Below are 17,123 nucleotides of genomic sequence, written 5' to 3'. Positions count from 1 at the left end.
GGAGAGAAACATGGGCAGCATTACCCTTCAAAAGGTTTCGAAGGTCTTCGGCGAGGCCAAGGTCATCCCTTCGATCGATCTCGATATCAGGGACGGCGAGTTCGTTGTCTTCGTCGGCCCGTCGGGCTGCGGGAAGTCCACCCTACTGCGCCTGATCGCCGGCCTCGAAGATGTCTCCGGCGGCAAGATCGTCATCGACGGCAAGGATGCGACCGAGAAGGCGCCATCCGAGCGGGGTCTGGCGATGGTGTTCCAGTCCTATGCGCTCTACCCGCATATGAGCGTGCGCAACAACATCGCCTTCCCGCTGAAGATGGCGGGCATGGACAAGACAGAGATCGACCGCAAGGTGGACGATGCCGCCCGCGTGTTGAATCTCGGCGACTATCTGGATCGCAAGCCGCGCCAGCTTTCGGGCGGCCAGCGTCAGCGTGTCGCCATCGGCCGCGCTATCGTGCGCCAGCCTTCGGCCTTCCTCTTCGACGAGCCGCTGTCGAACCTCGATGCGGCGCTGCGCGTCAACATGCGCATTGAAATCAGCGAGCTGCACCAGCAACTCAAGACGACGATGGTCTACGTCACCCACGATCAGGTGGAAGCCATGACTATGGCCGACAAGATCGTGGTGCTCAACAGGGGCAATATCGAGCAGGTCGGTTCGCCGCTGGAGCTATACCGCAGCCCGCGAAACCTCTTCGTTGCAGGCTTTATCGGCTCGCCCAAGATGAATTTCATCAAGGGGCAGAATGCTGCGCAGCTCAATGCGCACACGATCGGCATCCGTCCCGAACATGTGCTGCTGTCGACCGAAAGTGGCGACTGGAAGGGCAGGGTCATGGTGGCCGAACATCTCGGCTCCGACACGTTCCTGCATGTCGATGTCGAGGGTATCGGGATGGTGACGGCGCGCAGCAACGGCGATTTTGCTTCCAAGGCCGGCGACACGGTCTACCTGACGCCGGACAAGACGCGCATTCATAAATTCAACGAGAGCGGCCTCGCCATCTGAGGCGGCCGCGGCTGGGGGCAGACATGCGGACCGGGCGCTCTCGTCCGGCCGCGCTACCGGGAGGACGAAAGCCCTTTCGCAAGACCTTCAAGAGGACTGAAACATGACGTGCAAATTATCGCTGGCAACGCTCGCCGAGGCAGCAAAGACTGCAGCCATTCCGGCCTATGACCGGGCGTCGCTGAAAGCCGGCATCGTGCACTTCGGCGTCGGCAATTTTCATCGTGCCCACCAGGCGATCTATCTCGACGACCTCTTCAACGCCGGCAGTGACCACGATTGGGCAATCATCGGCGCCGGTGTGCTGCCTTCGGATGCGGCCATGCGTGACAAGCTCGCGGCGCAGGATTTCCTGACGACCGTCGTCGAGCAGGACAACAACAAGACGGCGGCGCGGGTGACTGGGCCGATGATCGATATTCTGCCGGTCGGTGAACCCGCTGTTGTCATCGCCAAGCTTGCCGATCGTGAGATCCGGATCGTCTCAATGACGATCACCGAAGGCGGTTACTTCATCGATGCCTCGGGCAAGTTCAATCCGGCGCATCCGGCGATTGCCGCCGACGGACAGAACCCGGCGATACCGAAGACGGTCTTCGGCCTGATCGTTGCCGGCCTGAAGGCGCGTAAAGACAAGGGCATCGCGCCCTTCACCGTCATGTCCTGCGACAACATTCCCCATAATGGCGTCGTCACTGCGAATGCCGTCGTCGGCACGGCGAAGCTCTCTGATCCGGCTTTTGCCGACTGGATCAAGACCAATGTCTCTTTCCCGAACGGCATGGTGGACCGCATCACGCCGGCAACCAGCCAGCGCGAGATCGATTTCCTCAAGGAGAATTTCGATATCGAGGACAACTGGCCGGTCTATTGCGAAGAGTTCAAGCAGTGGGTGCTGGAAGACAAGTTCCCGATGGGCCGCCCGGCGCTTGAGAAGGTCGGGGTTACCTTCGTGCCCGATGTCACGCCCTATGAGCATATGAAGATCCGAATCCTCAATGGCGGCCATGCGACGATCGCCTATCCGGCGGCGCTGATGGATATTCATTTCGTGCATGAGGCGATGGAGAATGATTTGATCCGCGCCTTCCTCGCCAAGCTCGAGAACGAGGAAATCATCCCGATCGTGCCGCCGGTGCCGGATACGTCGCTCGCCGATTATTTCAAGCTGATCGAGCGCCGCTTCCTCAACCCGAAAATCGCCGACACGATCCCGCGCCTGGCGCAGGACGGTTCCAACCGCCAGCCGAAATTCATCCTGCCCTCGACGCTCGACAATCTGCGCCAGGGCAAGGATGTCGTCGGCCTCGCGCTCGTCTCGGCGCTATGGTGCCGCTACTTCTTCGGCAAGAGCGACAGCGGCAAGGAGATCGTCTTCAACGATGCCAGTGCCGACCGTCTGCATGAGGCGGCGGTGAAGGCAAAGGACGATCCGGCAGCCTTCCTCGTCTTCGACGATATTTTCGGCGACGTGGCGAAATCAGATCTTTTCCGCAAACGTTTCACCCACGCGCTGAAAACCTTGTGGGAAAAGGGCACGAAGGAAACGTTGCAGCTCTATCTCGACGGCAAGCTCGCAGTGTAAGGAATCACGGTGGCGACGTTTCTGCCGCCATCCCGGCCTTGCGGACAAAGCAGGACGGTTGCGTCCGAACTGAACTCAGGTTGGGTCTTCCATGGCTGATGCTGAACCACGGCTGGTCATTTTCGATTGCGACGGTGTGCTCGTCGACAGCGAACCGATTTCGATCAGCGTTCTCATCAAGGCGATGGCCGATCTCGGCGTGGCGATTACCGAGGACGAGGCCTATGAACGCTTCCTCGGCAAGAGCCTCGCAACCCTCATCTCCATATTGGAGACGGAATTCAACGTGCATGCCAACGAGGAATTCCTGGAAAGCATCCGCACCAATCTCTATGCCCGTTTCCGCACTGAGCTGAAGGCCATGCCGGGCATTGGCGATACGATCGATGCGCTTGGCGTTCCCTGCTGTGTTGCATCGTCCAGCCAGGTCGAGCGGATCAAACTGTCACTCTCTGTCACCGGACTGCTTCCGAAGCTGCCGAACATCTTCAGCGCCAGCATGGTCAAGCGCGGCAAGCCGGCGCCTGATCTCTTCCTTTATGCGGCCGACCAGATGCATGTGGAACCCCGTGACTGCATCGTCATCGAGGACAGTCCGGCGGGTATTGCTGCAGCCAAGGCGGCGGGCATGACGGTCTTTGCCTTTACCGGCGGCTCGCATGCAAACTTTGCCGGCTACCGTGAGGAACTCGACCGTCTTTCACCGGAAGTCGTGTTTGACGCCATGCCGGAATTGATACACCTTGTCCGCAAACAAAAGCTGGACGGGACTCAGCATTGATGCGTGATCATGTGGTTGCGGTGGATGTCGGCACGAGCAGCGCACGCGCCGGTGTCTTCGATACGCATGGCCGCCTGCTTGCCAAGGCTGAGCATCCGATCGTCATGAACCGGCCGCGCGAGAACCATGCCGAACATGATTCCGAGGATATCTGGTCGGCCGTTTGCACTGCCGTGCGTACAGCTATGGACCAGTCAGGCATTGGGGCTGCCGCAATCGGCGCGATCGGTTTCGACGCCACCTGTTCGCTTGTGGTGCGCGATACCGAAGGCAGGCAGATCAGCGTTTCCACTGGCGGTGAGACGCGGTTCGATACGATCGTGTGGCTCGATCATCGGGCCCTGAAGGAAGCCGATTTCTGTACGGCGACGAAGCATGAAGTGCTGGAACATTCTGGCAATGTCATGTCGCCGGAAATGGAAATGCCGAAGCTGATCTGGCTGAAGAAGAAACTGCCGGCGACCTGGGAGAAAGCCGGATACTTCTTCGACCTTGCCGATTTCCTGACCTGGAAGGCAACCGGCTCGGCTGTCCGATCCCGCTGCACGCTGACGGCCAAATGGAATTACCTAGCTCATAAGGAAAGGGGCTGGCAGCAGGATTTCCTGCAGCAGATCGGTCTTGAGGATTTATTGCTGCGCGGCAGGCTGCCTGAGGAGACAGTGGCCGTTGGGGAGAGCATCGGCAAGCTGACGCCGCAGGCTGCCGAAGCGTTGGGCCTGACCACCGATTGCCATGTTTCGTCCGGGATGATCGATGCCTATGCCGGCGCGCTCGGCACACTCAGCGGCTATGCCGGCGATCCGGCAAAGCTCGAGCAGCAGCTTGCGCTGATTGCAGGGACATCGAGCTGCATCGTCGCCTTTTCCCTTGAGCGGAAGCCGAGCGAGGGAATGTGGGGGCCCTATTACGAGGCGGTTTTTCCGCAATCGTGGCTCGTCGAGGCTGGCCAATCGGCGGCCGGTGCGCTGCTCGATCATATCGTGCGCATGCACGCGGCGGGTGGTGAACCGACTGCGGCGCTGCACCAGAGGATCGTCGCCCGCATCGCCGAACTCAGAACAGAAGAGGGTGACGCGCTCGGTGCAAGGATCTTCATTCTCCCGGATTTTCACGGCAATCGGTCGCCACTGGCCGATCCGCATGCTGTCGGCGTCATCAGCGGGCTGACGCTCGATACCTCCTTCGACGGGCTCTGTGCGCTCTATTGGCGGACCGCGGTCGGAATTGCGCTTGGCATCCGCCACATCCTCGAAAAGATGAGAGATCACGGCTACGTGCCGGATACGCTGCATGTGGCCGGCGGGCATGTGAAGAACCCCGTTCTGATGGAGCTCTATTCGGATGTGACGGGCTGCAAGGTCATCGTACCTGACATGAACGAGGCGGTACTGCTCGGCACCGCGATCGCCTCATCGGTTGCCTGCGGCTTACACAAGGATTTGGCGACGGCTGGCAAGGCGATGTATCCTGGCGGCTCTGTGCGGCTTCCCGACAGGAGCAAGCAGGCGCTTTACGATCACGACTATCGCCGATTTCTTGCCATGTATCGCCATCGGGCGGAACTGGAAGCGGTGGAATAGTTTAGCGATTTGCCGTTTCGCCGAGGATAGTTGCAAATTCCACCATGCGTCGGCGGCGTTGGCTTGCCTCTTCGCCGGCGCCCAAAATGACCGCCTCGGACAGACAATCGAGCAAGGCGATCAGCGGCGGCAGGTTATCCATGTCGGGCGCGCGGGCAGGCGGCAAAGGCAGGACGACGTTTGACTGTTCGGGCAGCCAGTCCGCATGCTGCGCGGAAATTAGGATCACCTTGTAGCCGTAACGCCGGGCAGTGCGCGCAAGCAGCCGTGACCTGGCGAAGCGCCGACAATCGATGATGACGAGCACGGCGTCCTCGACGAAGGAACGGGCGAAAAGCTCCGCGAAGCGGTTACCCGCGCCGTCGATCGCACGCACGCTGTCGCGGGCCAGGGTCAGTCGCTGGCAGAAATGATTGGAGAAGCCGGCGAGTCTGGCATGGGTGGCGACGAAAACCTCTCTGGAGGCGCCGATCATCGCGACGGCTTCACTCCAATGCGGCTGTGCGGTCAGATGATAGATGTGATGCAGCGCTTGTATCTGCTCCGCCACGAGAACGGCGAGCGGCTTGCCTTCCGACGCATCCGTCTGCAGCTCCGTCATCGCGCTCTGGAACTGGACGGGTGAGGTCGTTGCCGTCTCGCGGATCTCCACCTTGACGCTGTCCAGGCCCTGGTAGCCGAGCGCTCGCAGGAAACGGCCGACCGTCATCGGCGAAAGATCAAGCCGGTCGGCAACCGACGCAGCGGTTTCGAACGGCAGGTCGTTCAAATGTTCGGTGAAATATTTCGCGATTCGTCGTTCGGCGGGCGTGCCGGATTTCGCGTATTGCCTAAGTTTCTCTACAAAATCTTCCACGTCGCAGCCTCCCCCATTTCCTCAGAGGCCTTCCGTGGATTCATGCAGAGCCGAATCCTTGTTTCTTAATATTGTCCGGAAGCTCTTCTTAGGCCCACACGTATTTCCAACATTGAGAACTATATATTAGCATGTAATTTTCGACAAGTTTTCTATTCAAGCATGTAATTTTCAACTGACTTGCCGGGAGGACGCCGGCTCCCTACATCACGCTGCGTAACGGAGACGCCAGAGAATGATCCTTGACGCCGCTCGCCTTTCGCTTGCCAACCTGTTTGCGCCGGAGACCCGGTCGGCTTTCTGGAAGGTTCTCGGACTGACGGTGCTGGTGTTGATTGGCTTGTGGTTTGCGCTGCGCGGCCTGTTCATCAGTTTTGTATTTCCCTGGGTGGTCGGGTTCTTTCCCGAGATGCCTGACTGGGCCGGTTGGCTCAGCTTCGTTTTCCTTGTCGCCGCCGGGATCGGCCTTGCGCTCGGGCTGGCGCTGCTGCTCTCGCCGGTTACGGCGCTGATTGCCGGCCTCTTTCTCGACGATGTCGCCGAGGTGATCGAAAAAAGGGACTATCCACAGGATGCGCTGGGCAAGGCCATGCCGCTCGGCCCCGCGATGGCGAGCTCGATCAAATTCCTCGGCGTCGTGATCATCGGCAATATTATCGCGCTCTTCCTGCTCTTCATTCCCGGCGTCAATCTCGTGGCCTTCTTCCTCGTGAACGGCTATCTGCTCGGGCGGGAATTCTTCGAGTTCGCGGCGATGCGCTTCCGTTCGCCGCCGGAGGCGCGGCTGTTTCGCGCCAAGCATGGTCCGACCGTCTTTCTTGGCGGTCTGATGATTGCACTTTTCCTGGCGATTCCCATTGTCAATCTGCTCACGCCGCTCTTTGCGGCAGGCATGATGGTACATCTGCACAAGCTGGTTTCGGCTCGCGATCCCGGTTTCAAGGTCTAGCTGGGCAGCGCTGCGGCATCATACATCGCCGCAAATTCTGCACTCGGCGGGATCGGCTTGATGATATCGATCAGCACGCCATTCGGGTCGGCGGTGATGAAATGGCGCTGGCCGAAATCCTCGTCGCGGATCTCCCGGAGGATCGGCAGGCCTGCCTCCGTGCAGGCGGCATAGATGGCATCCACGTCCTCGACCTCGAAATTCAGGAGCAGGCCGGAAACCTTGCCGCGGCCCGCAGCCGGGATGGTTTCGTGGCTGCCGTCGAGCACGGCGAGTGTCACATGCTCATCCTCCGTCGATTGCAGATGAACGTACCAGTCGCTTTCGAAGAGTGGCTGGAAACGGAAATGGCGGCAATAGAAGGCAGCCGTGCCGGCAACGTTATCCGTCATGATGACGGGATAGTAGCTCGTCGATTTCATCCTTTTCCTCCTTTTGATTTTACGTACACATTGTATGTTTTTTTATTTAACATACAGGCAGATTGTATGTAAAGAGGAGTGATGAGCCGCAGCAATCGCGAAAGAACCGAACAGACCAGGCAGGCCCTGATGGATGCCGCGCGGCGGCTTTTCGTCGAGAAGGGATATGCCGAGACGGCCACGCCCGATATCGTTGTAGAGGCCGGTGTCACGCGCGGTGCGCTCTATCATCACTTCGAAGACAAGAAAGCGCTCTTTCGGGCCGTGATCGAAAGGGAGGCGACCGATGTCGCCGACGAAATCGAGCGGCGCACAAAGCGTCAAATCGAACCGCGTGACGCACTGCTTGAAGGCGCCGCGGCCTATTTCGATGCAATGGATGTGGAAGGGCGGACGCGACTGCTTCTGCTTGAGGCGCCGGCGGTCATCGGCTTGCCCGCGACTGCGCAGATCGATGCCGAGAATGCGGAGGCGACATTGAGGACAGGGCTCGAAGCCTTGCTGCCGCAGGCCAGTGCTTTGCTCGGACCACTGACGACGATGCTGTCAGCGGCTTTCGATCGCGCGGCGATCGCCATCGAAGCAGGCGGCAGTCGTGAGGACTACGAGCAGGCGATAGCTGCCTTACTCGACAGCCTCGCCGATCACCTGCGGCGGTAACTCGACCAATGGTGCGGGGATATCGCTGCTCTTCTCCGGCGATTTGCAGATATCGGCGATGACGCAGCGCTCGCATTCCGGGCGACGGGCCTTGCAGGTATAGCGGCCGTGCAGGATGAGCCAGTGATGGGCGTGATAAAGGTATTGCTTCGGCACCACCTTCATCAGCCGGTCTTCAACCTCGTCCGGCGTCTTGCCAGGTGCGAGCCTGATGCGGTTGGCGATGCGAAAGATATGGGTGTCAACCGCCATCGTCGCCTGGCCGAAGGCCATGGAGAGCACAACATTGGCGGTCTTGCGGCCGACGCCCGGCAGGCGAACCAGTTCCTCGCGCGTCTCCGGCACCTTGCCGCCGAATTCATCGACCAGCATCTGCGAAAGCGCGACGACGTTCTTCGCCTTGTTGCGGTATAGGCCGATCGTCTTGATGTATTCGCGAACCTTCTCCTCGCCAAGATCGAGCATTTTCTGCGGCGTATCGGCGATCTTGAAGAGCGCGCGAGTCGCCTTGTTGACGCCGGCATCCGTCGCTTGCGCAGAGAGTGCCACTGCCACGACGAGGGTGAAGGGATTGGTGTGTTCCAGCTCACCTCGCGGCTCCGGACGCTGGATGGAGAAACGGCGGAAGATCTCCTCGCGCTCGGCTAATGAATAGGCGGTTTTCACCGCCGCCGCCGGCTTGCGGCGGACGATCACATTCGAGTTTTGCGACGATTTGGTAACGGATTTGAGTTTCGGATTCGCCATGGAAAATCTATACTCACTGGCCATGATGGAAGGCAACGTCGACAGCCGTAACGATCAGCCTGTTTTCGCAGCCGAACTTTTTCCCTACCGCTCGCTCGGCCGGAAGGGCTTCAAGGTGTTGCTCAGTGTTTCCGGCGCCATCTGCTTCGTGTACGGCATGTTTTTCATCGTCACCGGTGCTTGGCCAATCGGCTTCTTTTTCGGGCTGGATTTCCTGCTGCTCTACGGCGCCTTCTGGCTGAGCTACCGATCCGGCAGGGTGCGGGAAGAGGTGACGGTTTCGCGCACAGATGTGTCCGTGCGCAAGTTCTCTCCGTCCGGCCGTATGATCGAGCACCACTTCAATCCATTCTGGACGCGCTTCCTCGTGCGGCGGCATCAGGAAATCGGCATTCTCTCCATGCATATTTTCGGGGAGGGCAAACGTACGGATGTCGGCTCCTTCCTCAATCCCGACGATCGGGAGAGCTTCGCCAAGGCTTTCAAGCGCGCGCTGGCAACGGTAAAACAGCGTATCTGAGGCATTGCGTAAGAATCAGGGCGCAAGAAACGGGTGGCTTGGCTGCCCGCCCTTGATTATCTCCTTTGTAAAGGAGAAAGACGATGAACATGATCGCGAAGCTCGACACAGATATCACTCCTGATGGCCCTGATTACGATATCGTCCGTCAGGTCATCGAACTCATCAGCGAGGAATATCGCGACCAGCCGTCGCTGGAAGCGATTGCCGCTCGGCTGCACCAGTCGCCGACGCAGCTCCAGAAGACCTTTACCCGCTGGGCCGGCCTTTCGCCGAAAGCCTTCCTGCAAGCCGTGACGCTCGACCACGCCAAGCGGCTGCTGCGCAAGGAAGAAATGCCGCTGCTCGAAACCTCCATTGAGGTGGGTCTTTCCGGTCCCAGCCGCCTGCACGACCTGTTCGTGACACATGAGGCAATGTCTCCGGGCGAATGGAAGGCGAAGGGCGGCGGGCTGACGATCCGCTACGGGTTCCACACCTGCCCCTTCGGGACGGCCCTCGTCATGGTGACAGACCGCGGCCTCGCAGGCCTCGCCTTCAGCGATTCCGGTGATGAGAAGGCCTGCCTTGAGGATATGACCTGCCGTTGGCCGAATGCGGAATATGTGGAAGACCGTCAAGCGACGGCGCCTTATGCCGAGCGTATCTTCCAGCCGGGCCGTTGGACGTCGGACCAGCCGTTGCGGGTCGTGCTGATCGGAACGGATTTCCAGGTCAGCGTCTGGCAGAGCCTTCTGAAAATCCCCTTCGGCAAAGCCGTGACCTACAGCGATATTGCCAAGGACATCGGCCGGCCGACTGCCATGCGCGCGGTCGGTGCGGCAGTCGGGGCCAATCCGATTTCCTTCGTCGTGCCCTGCCACCGCGCGCTCGGGAAAAACGGAGCATTGACCGGTTACCATTGGGGTCTGACCCGCAAACGGGCCATGCTTGGCTGGGAATCGGCACACGCCTGAGCGATTGGGATCAGCCGAAGCCGTTCAGGCGGCTTCGGCGAGTTCCAGCAATGCCTTTGCCGCGCTCTCGTCGGTGATCAACGTATTACAGCCGATGCGCTTGATCGTTGCGCGGATCGCGACCGCACGATGCGCGCCGCCGGAGGACAGTACGATGTGTTTCGCCTCCTTCAGCGTATCGAGATCCACCGACATCACCCGCTGATTGATCGAGTGGTCGACGGAATTGCCGTCCTTGTCCAGAAAGTTGAACATGGTGTCGCAGACACAGCCGGCATCAATCAGTTGCTGCAGTTCGGCCTTCGAAATCCATCCCTCGGACAGCGACGTCGAATGCGGGCCGATATCGCCGCAGCTGACGATCGCGAGATCAAGGTTTTCCGCCAGCCGATAGATCGTATCGAGCCCGCATTTTTCGATGAGGTTGCGCTTGGTCTCGGTGGAATCGACGAGCAGCGGCGCAAGGAACATATAACATTCCGCTCCGAGCTGATTGGCAAGGCGCCAGGTGTAGTCGATTGGGTTTGTCTGGTGGACGGCGACGATGCCGCCGAGCAGGGAGACGATCTTGCAATTGTCGCGTCGTGGCGGCCGGAAGCTTGCGAGAGAGGCCGTCATGGTGCGGCCCCAGCCGACGCCAATCGTATAATCGTCCGGAATGGCTTCCGACAGGAACTGGCCGAGCGCCAGACCGACATTCTTTGCCAGTGAATTCACGTCACAATTGGCGGGTTCCGGCACGACGATCGCCTCATCGAGGCCATAGGCGCGTTCCAGCTTGACCGAAAGCTCCACGCAGTCGCCGATCGAGTCGTTGATCCATATCTGAACTTCGCTGCGCTTCATCGCCTCGTCGAGTAGGCGGATGACGGTCGTGCGGCTGATGCCGAGCTGTTCGGCAACATCTTTCTGGGTCAGGCCTTCATTGTAATAGAGCCATGCAGCCCGCAGCCGAAGCGAGGAGGCTTCGGAATAAGCAGTATGCGTGCCGCGTTTCAGCTTGACCACATCTCCTCCCGCGCCGATTTCGCCCTAGATCTTTGCTATCGATAGCATAAGGTTGTGGCATCGGCTTTGTTCCCGCGATAATGCCGGGTGTGACACTTATGTCAATTGAAATGCACAAATGTCCTTGACTTTTCGTTGCCGGAGCGGCGATAGTCAGGGTCGACAACATCGTTCTTGTCCGTCCGAGGAGGACAATGTGCGGGCATGCGGAAAGTCTCGACCGGCCTTTAAGCCGCAGGCGGTATCGCTTGCGATGTGCTCGTCGTATTCCGGCGTTGGGAGCCCCGCCCCCGGGAACACCGCCAGTGTCTCTCACGTTTACGACTCACCCGTGACGGACGCGCGACTATTCGCCTGCTGTATGCAAACCATCTGTCCTTAGATCACCTCTTTGCCGGGCGGAACTCGCGCCGGTCCGCAGCCCAAGTTCACAAAGGAATTTGACCATGACATCCAAGCTTGACCAACTCCGCGAGATCACAACCGTCGTCGCCGACACCGGCGATATCCAGGCTGTCGCTCGCCTGAAGCCGGTTGATTGCACGACCAACCCTTCCATCGTTCTCAAGGCGCTCGGCACCGACATGTTTGCCGACGACATGAAGGAAGCGATCGCCTGGGGCAAGAAGCTCGGCGGTAATGCCGATGCTACGGCCGCAGCCGTTGCCGATCGCCTCGCGATCTCCGTTGGCGCAGCCCTCGTAAAGCTCGTCCCCGGTCGCGTTTCGACCGAAGTCGATGCCGATCTCTCCTTCGATACGGAAGCGTCGCTGAAGAAGGCACGCAGCATCATCGCGGCCTACAAGGAGCGCGGTATCGAGAAGGACCGCATCCTCATCAAGCTCGCTTCCACCTGGGAAGGCATTCGCGCAGCGGAAGTCCTGCAGAAGGAAGGCATTGATTGCAATCTGACGCTGCTGTTCTCGAAGGCTCAGGCAATTGCCTGCGCTGACGCCGGCGTATTCCTGATCTCGCCCTTCGTCGGCCGTATCCTCGACTGGTACAAGAAGTCGACCGGCAAGGATTTCACCGCCGAGGAAGATCCGGGCGTTCTGTCCGTCCGCGACATCTACAACTACTACAAGGCCAATGACATCAAGACGGTCGTCATGGGCGCCTCTTTCCGCAACACCGGCGAAATCGAAGCGCTGGCCGGTTGCGATCGCCTGACGATCGCTCCGAACCTGCTCGACGAACTGTCCAACGATCAGGGCAAGCTTGAGCGCAAGCTGTCGCCGGAAACCAAGAAGGCCGAGCCAAAGATCACGGTCGACGAGAAGACCTTCCGCTGGATGATGAACGAAGATGCCATGGCGACCGAAAAGCTCGCAGAAGGCATTCGCGCATTCGCAAAGGATCTCGGCACGCTGCGCAGTCAGGTCCGCAAGGAGCTGCAGCTCGCTGCTGCGTAAGGCCGCGCAAGCCGCACTTTGATGAAAGGCGCGGGTGCCGCTGGCATCCGCGCCTTTTTCATGTTGATATCAAGGGCATAGAGGCAGGAGTATCGTGGTGGCTGACGAGGATGACGGAAATTCGCTGGTCTCGATTGTCTACAAGCATGCAAGCTTCTTCCTTTCGGTGCTCGGCGGTTTCATCGTGTTTCTACTGCTGACCTCGCGGGAGGTCAGCGCCAGCAACATCCTGTTCGGCTGGAATGCCTCGGCGATCTTCTTCATCGGGCTGAGCTGGCGCAAGATGCTTCGCGCGACCGTTGAGAGCATCAAGAAGCGATCGGAAGATCTCGATTTTTCCGATACTTTCCTGCTCTTCCTATCAATCGCAGCGGCTCTCGCCAGTATTGCCGGAATCGGTATCGAGCTCCATTCGATCAAGGATGCACCGGCAGATGTCGCGCTGTGGCGTGCGGCTGCGGCGATCCTGACTATCCTGATCTCCTGGTTTTTCCTGCACACGCTTTTCACGATCCATTATGCCCATTATTTCTATGGCGGCTCGGATAAGTGCGAAGGGCTTAAATTCCCTGATGGAATCGAGGAGCCCGCTTATTGGGACTTCCTCTATTTCTCCTTCACAATCGGTGTCGCGGCGCAGACGGCCGATGTAGCAGTGACCTCGACGAGGATGCGCAAGTTCACCCTGCTGCATGCGCTCCTGTCGTTCCTGTTCAACACCACCATTCTGGCACTTGCGATCAATGTTGGCGCAAGCCTGCTTTAGAGCCTTGCTGCAGACCGGAAGAAGCTCTCGAACTCCGCAAGGTCACCAGAGGCGACATCCGAAATCGCCCAGAACGTCAGTCCGCCATCCGACCATTGCACCATGTTGTAGCCGTCGTGCTCCGTTGTCGTTTGGGCACCTGAAGCCGCAGGCCAAATGAACAGGTTGATGACATGGCCATGGCGTCTGTACACGAGAGCGGCGACGGCACGGCCGCCGATATAATCGACACGTCCGCCGACCAGCGGGAAACCATCCTTGGCGAGATCGCTGACGGGCGGCGAAAAATCGATCCTACCATTGAACCAAGGCTTTACCGTGTGCTGATCCGAGGTCAGGACGTCGGTCAGATGATCCGCCATCATGGATCGAACATGGCTTGCCATGATCTCGTCCTGCAGGATCAGGGTCTGCGACGGCGCATTGACGAACAGAAAAGCACTTGCCGCGAGCACCGCCAAGGACGGTACGAAGCTCCATTGCCGGATGAAGTCGAAAGTGCGGCGCCGGAAAGGCGCTTGGCGTGGCACCGGCAGGCTGGAGCTCGCCGCCGTCTGTTCGAAAGACAGCATGGAAAGTACCTGTGAACGCAGAGCCTCCGGCGGCCTCCATCGCACGCCATCCTGATCGATGATCTTCCTCACGGCAGCGACCCCTTCCATCTCCGCCCGGCAATTTTCACAGGTCGCCAGATGATCCTCGAACTGTGCTGCATGAACGGAGTCGAGTTCGCCGTCGATAAAACCATGCAGCATGATGCGCCATTCGGGGCAGCCTTTCTGATGGGCTTCACTCATCCTGCCGCCTCGCTCTTGTTGCATGCATCCCAGATGTCGGCGAATTCGCGCCGTGCTCTCGCAAGGCGCGACATGACGGTGCCGATCGGTGCATCGATGATTTCGGCGATCTGCCGATAGGAGAGATCTTCGAGTTCACGCAGGACGAGGATCTCCCGCATCGTTTCCGGAAGCTTGCTGATGACGGATCGTACACGCCGCTGCTCGCTTGCCCGGATCATCGCCGTCTCCGGAGAATCTTCCTCCGAAGCGATCTGGTAGCCTTGATCCTCATCGGGGTCGGCACCATCGGTGTCGTCAAGATGCCGCTCGAAATGTGTCTTGCGACGATCCTGCTGGCGCCAGACGTGGCAGCAGTTTCTGACGATCGCAAAGAGCCAGGAACGTGGATCGCCGCCGCGATAGGTCTCAAAATTTCGGTAGGCTCGCAGGAATGCTTCCTGGACGATATCTTGCGCGGCCTCGGCATCGCGGCTGAGGAAGCGGGCGAAATTATAGGCCGCGTCCAAGTGCGGAACGATCACGTGCTGGAAGCGCTGCATGAATTCATGCTGCGCGGTCGCATCGTCCTTCGACGTGATACGGCTGTCGGCCGATTTTTCAGCTGCCATAAGGTGGAACAGCCGCACAGCGCCCGCCAAAAGCGTTGCCAGCGCTGATGTTCGAATGCGTGTCTCTGGCAGCGGCCGATTGAGCAGCAGCATCCAGTCGATCGATCCGACGGGATAGGTGATCTGAGCGTTTGTCATCATCTTCCCTGCTTCAACAGCAGCCGATTTGCACGCGAGAGCCGCGGTCACATGCGGGTCCCTTGCAGTCTAGACCGATCGGCGCGCGATTTTATTCCAAATAGCGCCGGTTTATTTGCACGCAGCGGTACGAAAGATGTGCGCCGTTAAAATAACAAAGCATTTTCAATGGCTTGTCGAAAATATCGTTCGGGCCGGGAATAACAGCGCCCCGCTGGCGATCTAGTTCGTCAGCGAGGGCGTCAGATGAATTGCAGTCTTCGCCAGTCGAAATACCATCAACAAGAGGAGGCATATTCATGTTTACCATGTCACGTCGCGCCGTCCTGGGATCGGCCGCTGCTGCGGCTGCATTCGGCCTGTCATCGAAGCTCGAATTCGTCATGCCGGCACTTGCCGCGACACCGTTGGAGCCGACGGTCGGCTTTTATAAATACAAGGTCGGCGATATCGAGGTTACGGCGATCTATGACGGCATCTGGAAAAAACCGCATGATCCTGCATTCATCAAGAACGCCTCGATCGAGGATACCAAAGAGGCGCTTTCCAAGGCAGGGCTGACGACCGAATTCATGCCGATCCCGCTGACGGTGGTCGTTTTGAAAGTCGGCGGGCGGCTGATCATGATGGATGCCGGCTCAGGCGTCGGTCAATGGCAGGAAAATGCCACACATCTTCCGGCGAATATGGCGGCGGCCGGTATCGATTATAAGAAGATCGATACGATCATGATCTCGCATTTCCATCCGGACCATGTCTGGGGCCTGATGGAAAAGGGAACGAACAATCCGGTCTTCCCGAATGCCGAGCTCATCGTCAATGCTGCCGAATATAACTGGTGGACGGCACCGGGTCGTGTCGAGAAGCTTGCCGAAGGCCGCAAGCCGGCCGGCAAGCGCATCGCCGCCGTTTTCCCGACATGGAAGAACTGGAAGCTGGTGGATGACGGGGCCGAGGTTGCACCCGGCATCAGGCTGCTTTCAGCGCCTGGCCATACGCCCGGTCATTCAACCTATCTCGTGACCTCGGGCAACAAGCAGCTGCTCGTCTCCGCCGACATCATGTATGTGCCGGCGCTGCTCGCCCCGCATCCCGAATGGCAGGGCAGCTATGACCAGGACGGGCCGACAGCCATCGACACGCGTCGCCGTCTCATCGATCGCGTCATTGCCGACAATATCGCGATCTGCGGCTCGCACTTCCCGTTCCCCGGCTCAGGCACCTTCGTCAAGGACGGAAGCGCCTATGCCTTCACCCCAACAATCCAGGCCTGAAAGGCCGAAGGACGTTACAATGATGAAGTATGCAATTCTGGGATTCATCTGGGTTTGCGCCATTTCCGCCGGCTTTTCCGCGGTTACCGCATTTCCAGCCTTTGCCGTCGACAACATGGAGTCGACTGACGCTCCGGACCTGACTGCGGTGCGGGCCAAGATCGACGCCAAGGACTATACCGGCGCGCTTGCAGAGCTGCGCGATCTTGCCGAAGATAATCAGCAGGCGGACGTCTACAATCTGATGGGGTTCACGCTGCGCAAGACCGGTGATTACCGGACGTCGCTGACCTATTATACCAAGGCGCTGGAGCTTCAGCCCGATCATAAGGCGGCACGCGAATATCTCGGTGAACTCTATGTCGAGACCGGCGATATGGCGAAGGCTGAAGAGCAGGCGGCGGTCCTTAAACAGCTTTGCCCCGGCGGCTGCGAGGAGCTCGAAGACCTTCAGGGAGCCATCGCCGCAAAGGGCGGTAAGTGACCGACATATCAACGGCACGAGCAGGCGGTTCGCCGCCTGCTCGTGATATAGTGGAGGATATGATGGAAAACGCTGCAAGCTGGCCTCGGCTGGCCGATCTCATTCTTCTTCTGGGTAGGCTTCTCCTATCCCTGATCTTCCTGCATGAGGGTTCGTCGCTCATCTCAGACATCACCGCGACGCTTGCTATCTTCGAAAAGCTTGGCCTGCCGGCGCTGGTGACGTTTGCCGTCATTGCTCTGCAGCTGGGTGCCGGCCTTTCTATTGCTGCCGGTTTCCTCAGCCGGCTCGGTGCGGTGGCCCTCGGGCTGTTCTGCCTCGCGACGGCTTTTCTGTTCCACACCAACTTCGCGAGTCAGAACGAACTGCTGCATTTCGAGAAGGATCTCGCAATTGCCGGCGGCATGTTCGTGCTTTCGGTTTCGGGTGCAGGATCGGTGTCTATCGACAATCTCATGAAAAGGCGGGTTAAGGGAATGCATCCCTGGCTGACGGCGGTGCTGTAGCGAACTTGTTTTGAAAAGCTGCCGTCGTCGTCGTTATGCCATCTGGCATAGCCCCGTGG

The 17,123-nt window shown here is 59.1% G+C and carries 20 protein-coding genes; 13 read left to right on the top strand and 7 right to left on the bottom strand.

Annotated elements, in window-relative coordinates; all coding sequences use genetic code 11:
* Positions 1–10 precede the first annotated feature (10 nt).
* The 4 genes from AB8B33_RS20010 (at position 11) to AB8B33_RS19995 (ending at position 4,958) form a co-directional block, all read left to right on the top strand.
* Positions 11–1,009: an ABC transporter ATP-binding protein gene (locus AB8B33_RS20010; RefSeq protein WP_113325005.1), complete on the top strand. Its 999-nt coding sequence runs from the start codon at positions 11–13 to the stop codon at positions 1,007–1,009.
* Positions 1,010–1,112: 103 nt separating this feature from the next.
* Complete coding sequence (locus AB8B33_RS20005) at positions 1,113–2,594, top strand: mannitol dehydrogenase family protein (protein ID WP_439016649.1); 1,482 nt, start codon at positions 1,113–1,115, stop codon at positions 2,592–2,594.
* A gap of 91 nt (positions 2,595–2,685) precedes the next feature.
* Positions 2,686–3,375, top strand: a complete 690-nt coding sequence (locus AB8B33_RS20000; RefSeq protein ID WP_113325003.1) for an HAD family hydrolase — start codon at positions 2,686–2,688, stop codon at positions 3,373–3,375.
* Positions 3,375–4,958 (top strand): FGGY-family carbohydrate kinase, encoded by a 1,584-nt coding sequence (locus AB8B33_RS19995; protein WP_113325002.1) that lies wholly within the window; start codon positions 3,375–3,377, stop codon positions 4,956–4,958. The genes AB8B33_RS20000 and AB8B33_RS19995 overlap by 1 nt, the downstream gene beginning before the upstream one ends.
* A 1-nt stretch (position 4,959) precedes the next feature.
* Here the strand turns inward: AB8B33_RS19995 and AB8B33_RS19990 are convergent, their stop codons facing one another.
* A complete protein-coding gene (locus AB8B33_RS19990) occupies positions 4,960–5,814 on the bottom strand; it encodes a MurR/RpiR family transcriptional regulator (RefSeq protein WP_113325001.1) in 855 nt (284 codons plus the stop codon).
* A gap of 235 nt (positions 5,815–6,049) precedes the next feature.
* On the opposite strand from AB8B33_RS19990, the gene AB8B33_RS19985 reads away from it, so the two are divergent.
* Complete coding sequence (locus AB8B33_RS19985; protein ID WP_113325000.1) at positions 6,050–6,763, top strand: sulfate transporter family protein; 714 nt, start codon at positions 6,050–6,052, stop codon at positions 6,761–6,763.
* On the opposite strand, the gene AB8B33_RS19980 is transcribed toward AB8B33_RS19985, so the two are convergent.
* Positions 6,760–7,185, bottom strand: a complete 426-nt coding sequence (locus AB8B33_RS19980; protein ID WP_439016648.1) for a VOC family protein — start codon at positions 7,183–7,185, stop codon at positions 6,760–6,762. The two genes, AB8B33_RS19985 and AB8B33_RS19980, sit on opposite strands and share 4 nt — an antisense overlap.
* An 81-nt stretch (positions 7,186–7,266) precedes the next feature.
* On the opposite strand from AB8B33_RS19980, the gene AB8B33_RS19975 reads away from it, so the two are divergent.
* Complete coding sequence (locus AB8B33_RS19975; protein ID WP_439016647.1) at positions 7,267–7,845, top strand: TetR family transcriptional regulator; 579 nt, start codon at positions 7,267–7,269, stop codon at positions 7,843–7,845.
* Here the strand turns inward: AB8B33_RS19975 and nth are convergent.
* Positions 7,810–8,592: an endonuclease III gene (gene nth, locus AB8B33_RS19970; RefSeq protein WP_439016645.1), complete on the bottom strand. Its 783-nt coding sequence runs from the start codon at positions 8,590–8,592 to the stop codon at positions 7,810–7,812. The genes AB8B33_RS19975 and nth overlap by 36 nt on opposite strands.
* Positions 8,593–8,614: 22 nt before the next feature.
* Between nth and AB8B33_RS19965 the strand changes: the two genes are divergently transcribed.
* Positions 8,615–9,112, top strand: a complete 498-nt coding sequence (locus AB8B33_RS19965; protein WP_439017280.1) for a DUF2244 domain-containing protein — start codon at positions 8,615–8,617, stop codon at positions 9,110–9,112.
* A gap of 83 nt (positions 9,113–9,195) precedes the next feature.
* Positions 9,196–10,068 (top strand): bifunctional helix-turn-helix domain-containing protein/methylated-DNA--[protein]-cysteine S-methyltransferase, encoded by an 873-nt coding sequence (locus tag AB8B33_RS19960; RefSeq protein ID WP_113324996.1) that lies wholly within the window; start codon positions 9,196–9,198, stop codon positions 10,066–10,068.
* Between the two features lie 24 nt (positions 10,069–10,092).
* Here the strand turns inward: AB8B33_RS19960 and AB8B33_RS19955 are convergent, their stop codons facing one another.
* Positions 10,093–11,076, bottom strand: a complete 984-nt coding sequence (locus tag AB8B33_RS19955; RefSeq protein ID WP_037103335.1) for a sugar-binding transcriptional regulator — start codon at positions 11,074–11,076, stop codon at positions 10,093–10,095.
* Positions 11,077–11,522: 446 nt separating this feature from the next.
* Here AB8B33_RS19955 and tal point away from each other — a divergent pair, with 446 nt between their 5' ends.
* Positions 11,523–12,488, top strand: a complete 966-nt coding sequence (gene tal / locus AB8B33_RS19950) for a transaldolase (protein WP_439016644.1) — start codon at positions 11,523–11,525, stop codon at positions 12,486–12,488.
* A 97-nt stretch (positions 12,489–12,585) separates the two neighbouring features.
* Positions 12,586–13,254, top strand: a complete 669-nt coding sequence (locus AB8B33_RS19945) for a DUF1345 domain-containing protein (RefSeq protein WP_113325734.1) — start codon at positions 12,586–12,588, stop codon at positions 13,252–13,254.
* On the opposite strand, the gene AB8B33_RS19940 is transcribed toward AB8B33_RS19945, so the two are convergent.
* The 3 genes from AB8B33_RS19940 to AB8B33_RS19930 all read right to left on the bottom strand — a co-directional run bounded on the left by AB8B33_RS19940 (position 13,251) and on the right by AB8B33_RS19930 (position 15,110).
* Positions 13,251–14,051, bottom strand: coding sequence for an anti-sigma factor family protein (locus AB8B33_RS19940; protein ID WP_439016643.1), 801 nt, complete (start codon positions 14,049–14,051; stop codon positions 13,251–13,253). The two genes, AB8B33_RS19945 and AB8B33_RS19940, sit on opposite strands and share 4 nt — an antisense overlap.
* Entirely contained in the window at positions 14,048–14,803 is a 756-nt protein-coding gene (locus AB8B33_RS19935; RefSeq protein WP_439016642.1) for a sigma-70 family RNA polymerase sigma factor, read from the bottom strand. The genes AB8B33_RS19940 and AB8B33_RS19935 overlap by 4 nt, the downstream gene beginning before the upstream one ends.
* Before the next feature lie 88 nt (positions 14,804–14,891).
* Positions 14,892–15,110, bottom strand: a complete 219-nt coding sequence (locus AB8B33_RS19930; RefSeq protein WP_439016641.1) for a hypothetical protein — start codon at positions 15,108–15,110, stop codon at positions 14,892–14,894.
* Here AB8B33_RS19930 and AB8B33_RS19925 point away from each other — a divergent pair.
* The 3 genes from AB8B33_RS19925 to AB8B33_RS19915 all read left to right on the top strand — a co-directional run bounded on the left by AB8B33_RS19925 (position 15,100) and on the right by AB8B33_RS19915 (position 17,064).
* Complete coding sequence (locus AB8B33_RS19925; RefSeq protein WP_439016640.1) at positions 15,100–16,074, top strand: MBL fold metallo-hydrolase; 975 nt, start codon at positions 15,100–15,102, stop codon at positions 16,072–16,074. The two genes, AB8B33_RS19930 and AB8B33_RS19925, sit on opposite strands and share 11 nt — an antisense overlap.
* 19 nt (positions 16,075–16,093) lie before the next feature.
* Positions 16,094–16,558, top strand: a complete 465-nt coding sequence (locus AB8B33_RS19920) for a tetratricopeptide repeat protein (RefSeq protein ID WP_439016639.1) — start codon at positions 16,094–16,096, stop codon at positions 16,556–16,558.
* 62 nt (positions 16,559–16,620) lie between these two features.
* Entirely contained in the window at positions 16,621–17,064 is a 444-nt protein-coding gene (locus tag AB8B33_RS19915; protein ID WP_439016638.1) for a DoxX family protein, read from the top strand.
* Positions 17,065–17,123: the final 59 nt, after the last annotated feature.

The organism is Rhizobium sp. 768_B6_N1_8, from assembly GCF_051811225.1.
Taxonomy (GTDB): Bacteria; Pseudomonadota; Alphaproteobacteria; order Rhizobiales; family Rhizobiaceae; genus Rhizobium.
This window is presented reverse-complemented; position numbering and strand designations above follow the sequence as displayed.

What these genes read in the sequence shown, in the direction of transcription:
- AB8B33_RS20010 (WP_113325005.1), top strand. Translation starts at nt 11, where the DNA reads ATGGGCAGCATTACCCTTCAAAAGGTTTCGAAGGTCTTCGGCGAGGCC.
- AB8B33_RS20005 (WP_439016649.1), top strand. Translation starts at nt 1,113, where the DNA reads ATGACGTGCAAATTATCGCTGGCAACGCTCGCCGAGGCAGCAAAGACT.
- AB8B33_RS20000 (WP_113325003.1), top strand. Translation starts at nt 2,686, where the DNA reads ATGGCTGATGCTGAACCACGGCTGGTCATTTTCGATTGCGACGGTGTG.
- AB8B33_RS19995 (WP_113325002.1), top strand. Translation starts at nt 3,375, where the DNA reads ATGCGTGATCATGTGGTTGCGGTGGATGTCGGCACGAGCAGCGCACGC.
- AB8B33_RS19985 (WP_113325000.1), top strand. Translation starts at nt 6,050, where the DNA reads ATGATCCTTGACGCCGCTCGCCTTTCGCTTGCCAACCTGTTTGCGCCG.
- AB8B33_RS19980 (WP_439016648.1), bottom strand. Translation starts at nt 7,185, where the DNA reads ATGAAATCGACGAGCTACTATCCCGTCATCATGACGGATAACGTTGCC.
- AB8B33_RS19975 (WP_439016647.1), top strand. Translation starts at nt 7,267, where the DNA reads ATGAGCCGCAGCAATCGCGAAAGAACCGAACAGACCAGGCAGGCCCTG.
- nth (WP_439016645.1), bottom strand. Translation starts at nt 8,592, where the DNA reads ATGGCGAATCCGAAACTCAAATCCGTTACCAAATCGTCGCAAAACTCG.
- AB8B33_RS19965 (WP_439017280.1), top strand. Translation starts at nt 8,615, where the DNA reads ATGATGGAAGGCAACGTCGACAGCCGTAACGATCAGCCTGTTTTCGCA.
- AB8B33_RS19960 (WP_113324996.1), top strand. Translation starts at nt 9,196, where the DNA reads ATGAACATGATCGCGAAGCTCGACACAGATATCACTCCTGATGGCCCT.
- tal (WP_439016644.1), top strand. Translation starts at nt 11,523, where the DNA reads ATGACATCCAAGCTTGACCAACTCCGCGAGATCACAACCGTCGTCGCC.
- AB8B33_RS19940 (WP_439016643.1), bottom strand. Translation starts at nt 14,051, where the DNA reads ATGAGTGAAGCCCATCAGAAAGGCTGCCCCGAATGGCGCATCATGCTG.
- AB8B33_RS19935 (WP_439016642.1), bottom strand. Translation starts at nt 14,803, where the DNA reads ATGATGACAAACGCTCAGATCACCTATCCCGTCGGATCGATCGACTGG.
- AB8B33_RS19925 (WP_439016640.1), top strand. Translation starts at nt 15,100, where the DNA reads ATGTTTACCATGTCACGTCGCGCCGTCCTGGGATCGGCCGCTGCTGCG.
- AB8B33_RS19930 (WP_439016641.1), bottom strand. Translation starts at nt 15,110, where the DNA reads ATGGTAAACATGAATATGCCTCCTCTTGTTGATGGTATTTCGACTGGC.
- AB8B33_RS19920 (WP_439016639.1), top strand. Translation starts at nt 16,094, where the DNA reads ATGATGAAGTATGCAATTCTGGGATTCATCTGGGTTTGCGCCATTTCC.
- AB8B33_RS19915 (WP_439016638.1), top strand. Translation starts at nt 16,621, where the DNA reads ATGGAAAACGCTGCAAGCTGGCCTCGGCTGGCCGATCTCATTCTTCTT.